Below are 4,033 nucleotides of genomic sequence, written 5' to 3'. Positions count from 1 at the left end.
TGTCGCCGATCAGCGACTTGATCTCGCGCGCCGCCGTGGCGCTGCGCTGGGCCAGGCTGCGCACTTCGCCGGCCACCACCGCGAAGCCGCGGCCTTGTTCACCGGCGCGGGCGGCTTCCACCGCGGCATTGAGCGCCAGGATGTTGGTCTGGAACGCAATGCCGTCGATGGTGCCGATGATGTCGGCGATGCGGCGCGACGAGTCGCTGATCTGGCCGATGGTCTCCACCACCTTGTCCACCACCTGGCCACCGCCCTCGGCGGCGGCCGAGGCCTGGCGGGCCAGCGCATCGGCCTCGGCGGCCGTCTCGGCGGTGTTGCGCACGGTGCCTGTCAGCTGCTCCATCGACGAAGCGGTTTCCTGCAGATTGCCGGCCTGCGCCTCGGTGCGCAGGCTCAGGTCGTTGTTGCCGGTGGCGATCTCGGCGGCGGCCTGCTCGATGGCGGCAGATGCACGGCCCACCTCGGCCATGGCCGTGCGCATCTTCTGCAACGCGGCCTTGAGCAAGGCGGCCGTCTCGGTGCTGGCGGGCGCGGCCGAGACATCGAGGCACAGCGCCTCGCCCCGGTCGAGCTGGTGCACCAGCACCGCCAGCTCGGCCGACTCGGTGGTGGCGCGGCGCAGCTGCAGCGCCATCACCACCTCGATGCCGGTTTGCGCCACCACGTAGCCGGCATGCATCAGCATCTTCAGGAAGTCGGCCTGCGGCGTGCAGTACACCGGCAGGCCGGCGGCCTGCAGGCGGTCGAACACGACGTGGTGCACCGCGAACAGCCCCGCCGCCAGCACCAGCGGCCGCCAGTCGCGGTACACCAGCACCATGCCCAGCAGCACGAACACGCCGAAGTGGAACTCCACCGTGCCACGGCCCAGCTGGATGTGCAGGGCCACCATCGCGGCGTTGGTGGCCACCAGCAGCAGCTGCGACCACAGCGTGCCACGCGCCAGTAAAAAGCCGGCCAGGCCCACCAGCAGCAGGCCACCCGCGCCCCACAACGCCAGCCCGCCCTGGCCGAAGTGCTGGCCGATGGCCAGGGCGGCCAGCGCGCCGGCGACCAGGGTGGCCGCCATGATCAGGTCGCCGTGGCGAGCTACCGCGCGCAAGGACGCATGGGCGTCAAGTTGGGGGTGGTGCGGTGTCGTGACAGCGTGGGATGACATGGGCGACCGAAAGGCAGGGCAGCGCGTCCAGGGCCGCCCTGACGCGCGCGTGCAAGGGAGGGGCCGCCTCAGGCGTCATCGACCCGTTCACCGTCGCCATTGATCCCTTCGACCCATCATTCATCGTTAACTAGTCATCAGATCAGATCGATCGGATCACGTCGCCGCCTTCGCGCGCCAGCGCCTCGCGCGCGGCGTCGGCCTCTTCGGCCGAACGCGGATGCGCCACCACCGCCCACCGGCCATGCTCGGTGGCCGCCCGCACGCTGCTGATCACGCGGCCACGGTCGGGCCGCAGCGTCAGCAGGCCGGCCAGCAGCAGCCCGGCAAACAGACCATAGGCCGCCGCAATGGCGATGGTCAGGCCCGGTGCGGCCTCGGCCGCGTCCCAACCCCCAGCCACCAGCACCGCGCCCACCACGGCACCGGCCACCACGCCCAGCACCGCCAGCCGCGCATGGCTTCGCAGCAGGGTGTGCCAGATGCCGGTGGACTCGGGCTCCAGCTTGCGGCCCAGCCGCGGGTCGTTGGGCTCGACCACCAGCACCGGGCAGCGCTCGCCGCGTTGCTGTCGCTGCAGGCTGCCTGCGGCACGGGCGGCGGCCGTGCCGTTGTCGAACAGTGCGGCGACCAGCGTCAGGGACCGCTCGCCGAACAGGTTCATCGCAGCTCGCATGGGGGTCTCCTCGTGATGCAGGCGCCGTGGTCCCGGCGCATGCTGCATTGAACCGTCCCCACGCGGCCAGCGCGATCAACCGACGGCCCGTTGCACTGTCGGCCAGGGCCTACGGCCGGTAACCAAGTGGTCCGCTGCATCACAATCGCCGCCCATGAAACTTCGCATGGCCGAAAACTCGCTCTTTGCCATCCTGCTGCGTTCGCGCTGGTGGATCAGCCTGCTGGTGGCACTGGCCTTCGTGGCGGTGTCGTTCGCGCTGCTACCTGCCTCGATACGGGTGGTGGGTGCGCTGGGCAGCGCCCCGTTCTTCGTCATCTCGGTGATGGCGCTGCGCCGGCAGTGGGGCCTGCCCAGCCCGGCCAAGGCCGACGCGCTGCTCAAGGCCGCCGGCAGCATCGGCTGGATCGAGCTGGCCGATGCGCTGACCGCCGCCTGGCAGCGCGAGGGCTACACCGTGCAGCGCCTGACCGGCCAGCGCGCCGACTTCCTGCTGCAGCGGCAGGGCCGCACCGTGGTGGCCAGCGCCCGCCGCCTGAAGGCCGCCCGCGTGGGCGTGGAGCCGCTGCGCGAGCTGCTGCAGGCCGTGAACCAGCACGAGGGCACCAGCGGCCTGTACCTGGCCCTGGGCGAGCCCAGCGAGGCCGCCGTGAGCTTTGCCAACCAGAACGCCATCACCTTGCTGCGCGGCATGCCGCTGGCGCAGCTGCTGCGCGAGCTGCCGGTAACCCCGCCGGCCACGGCGCCGCGCAAGGCATGAACGCCATGGTCCAGCCGCGCATCGCACTGATTGCCCACGACGGCCGCAAGCAGGCCATGGTGGCGCTGGCCCAGGAGTTCGCCGCGCTGCTGCAGGGCTGCACCTTGTGCGCCACCGGCACCACAGGCCAGCGCCTGCAGGACGAAGTGGGCCTGACGGTGGAACGCCTGCTCAGCGGCCCGCTGGGCGGCGACCTGCAGATCGGTGCCCGCCTGGCGGTGGGCGGGCTCGACGCGGTGATCTTTCTGCGCGACCCCATGACCGCGCAGCCGCATGAGCCCGACATCAATGCCCTGGTGCGCGCCTGTGACGTGCACGACGTGCCCTGCGCCACCAACGTGGCCGGCGCACGGCTGATGCTGCGGCAGATCGCGCTGCAGGCCGGCCTGGGCTAGCACCGGCGCCAAGCCTGCGCAGCCGCGTGCAAAACTCGCGGCCATGATCCAGGCCTTTGCTGTTCTTCTGGTGCTGCAGCTCGTCGGAGAGCTGCTGGTTCAATCGCTGCATCTGCCGTTGCCCGGCCCGCTGGTGGGCATGCTGCTGCTGCTGGCCGGCCTGGTGTGGCATGGCCGCGTGCCCGAGCCGCTGCGCAAGCTGGGCGAGGTGCTGCTGCAGAACATGATGCTGCTGTTCATCCCCGCGGTGGCCGGCGTGATGATGCTGTTCGAGCGCGTGGCGCAGGAATGGCTGCCCTTTTTCGTGGCCTGCATCGGCGGCGCGGCCATCACGCTGGTGGTCACCGCCCTGGTGCTGCAGGCCCTGCTCAAGCGCCGGCCGCCCGACGTGGACCCGGACGCCGCTGCCGCCCCCACGGAGCCGCGCGCATGAAGGCCGAGTTCTTCCAGATCTGGGTGTTCCTGGCGCAATCGCCGCTGCTGTGGCTCACGATCACGGTGCTGGTGTACCTTGGCGCGTTGGCGCTGTATAGGCGCAGCGGGCTCAACCCGCTGGTCAATCCGGTGCTGGTGTCGGTGGCGGCCATCGTCACCGTGCTGCTGCTCACCCGCACGCCTTATCCGCAGTACTTCGAGGGCGCGAAGTTCGTGCACTTCCTGATCGGCCCGGCCACGGTGGCGCTGGCCATCCCGCTGTACAACCAGCTGGCGCGGCTCAAGCGCATGGCCTGGCCGGTGGGCATTGCGCTGCTGAGCGGCTGCCTCACCGCCATCGTCAGCGCGGTGGGCATCGGCTGGCTGCTGGGCGCATCGCCCGAAACGCTGCGCTCGCTGGCGCCCAAGTCTTCGACCATGCCGATCGCCATGGGCGTGGCCGAGCGCATCGGCGGTCTGCCTTCGCTGGCCGCGGTGGCAGTGGCGGTGACGGGCATCTCGGGCGCCATCATGGCGCGCAGCCTGTTCAACCTGCTGAAGATCCAGGACCCCGCGGTGCGCGGCTTTGCGGTGGGTGTGGCCTCGCACGCCATCGGCACCGCGCG

6 protein-coding genes are annotated in these 4,033 nt (G+C 70.9%); 4 read left to right on the top strand and 2 right to left on the bottom strand.

The annotated features are described in order from the left end of the window. Both ABNT58_RS18235 and ABNT58_RS18230 read right to left on the bottom strand, forming a co-directional pair. Window positions 1-1,072 (bottom strand): methyl-accepting chemotaxis protein (locus ABNT58_RS18235; protein WP_348754865.1); only part of this gene is annotated, 1,072 nt, incomplete at its 3' end. 232 nt (window positions 1,073-1,304) lie between these two features. Beyond that, window positions 1,305-1,838, bottom strand: coding sequence for a riboflavin biosynthesis protein RibA (locus ABNT58_RS18230; protein WP_348754864.1), 534 nt, complete (start codon window positions 1,836-1,838; stop codon window positions 1,305-1,307). A 154-nt stretch (window positions 1,839-1,992) separates the two neighbouring features. Here ABNT58_RS18230 and ABNT58_RS18225 point away from each other — a divergent pair, with 154 nt between their 5' ends. From ABNT58_RS18225 to ABNT58_RS18210, 4 genes are all read left to right on the top strand, one after another. After that, window positions 1,993-2,598 carry a restriction endonuclease gene (locus ABNT58_RS18225; RefSeq protein WP_348754863.1) on the top strand — a complete coding sequence of 202 codons (606 nt, stop codon included), beginning with the start codon at window positions 1,993-1,995 and terminating at the stop codon, window positions 2,596-2,598. Beyond that, window positions 2,595-2,993, top strand: a complete 399-nt coding sequence (locus ABNT58_RS18220) for a methylglyoxal synthase (RefSeq protein WP_348754862.1) — start codon at window positions 2,595-2,597, stop codon at window positions 2,991-2,993. The genes ABNT58_RS18225 and ABNT58_RS18220 overlap by 4 nt, the downstream gene beginning before the upstream one ends. Window positions 2,994-3,036: 43 nt before the next feature. Continuing rightward, window positions 3,037-3,426 carry a CidA/LrgA family protein gene (locus tag ABNT58_RS18215; protein ID WP_348754861.1) on the top strand — a complete coding sequence of 130 codons (390 nt, stop codon included), beginning with the start codon at window positions 3,037-3,039 and terminating at the stop codon, window positions 3,424-3,426. Beyond that, on the top strand, window positions 3,423-4,033 hold a 611-nt coding region (locus ABNT58_RS18210), incomplete at its 3' end, for an LrgB family protein (RefSeq protein ID WP_348754860.1). The genes ABNT58_RS18215 and ABNT58_RS18210, both read left to right, overlap by 4 nt.

It is taken from the genome of uncultured Aquincola sp. (assembly GCF_964001545.1).
Classification (GTDB): domain Bacteria; phylum Pseudomonadota; class Gammaproteobacteria; order Burkholderiales; family Burkholderiaceae_C; genus Aquincola.
This window is presented reverse-complemented; position numbering and strand designations above follow the sequence as displayed.

Coding starts and splice junctions, on each gene's coding strand:
- ABNT58_RS18230 (WP_348754864.1), bottom strand. CDS start 1,838: ATGCGAGCTGCGATGAACCTGTTCGGCGAGCGGTCCCTGACGCTGGTC.
- ABNT58_RS18225 (WP_348754863.1), top strand. CDS start 1,993: ATGAAACTTCGCATGGCCGAAAACTCGCTCTTTGCCATCCTGCTGCGT.
- ABNT58_RS18220 (WP_348754862.1), top strand. CDS start 2,595: ATGAACGCCATGGTCCAGCCGCGCATCGCACTGATTGCCCACGACGGC.
- ABNT58_RS18215 (WP_348754861.1), top strand. CDS start 3,037: ATGATCCAGGCCTTTGCTGTTCTTCTGGTGCTGCAGCTCGTCGGAGAG.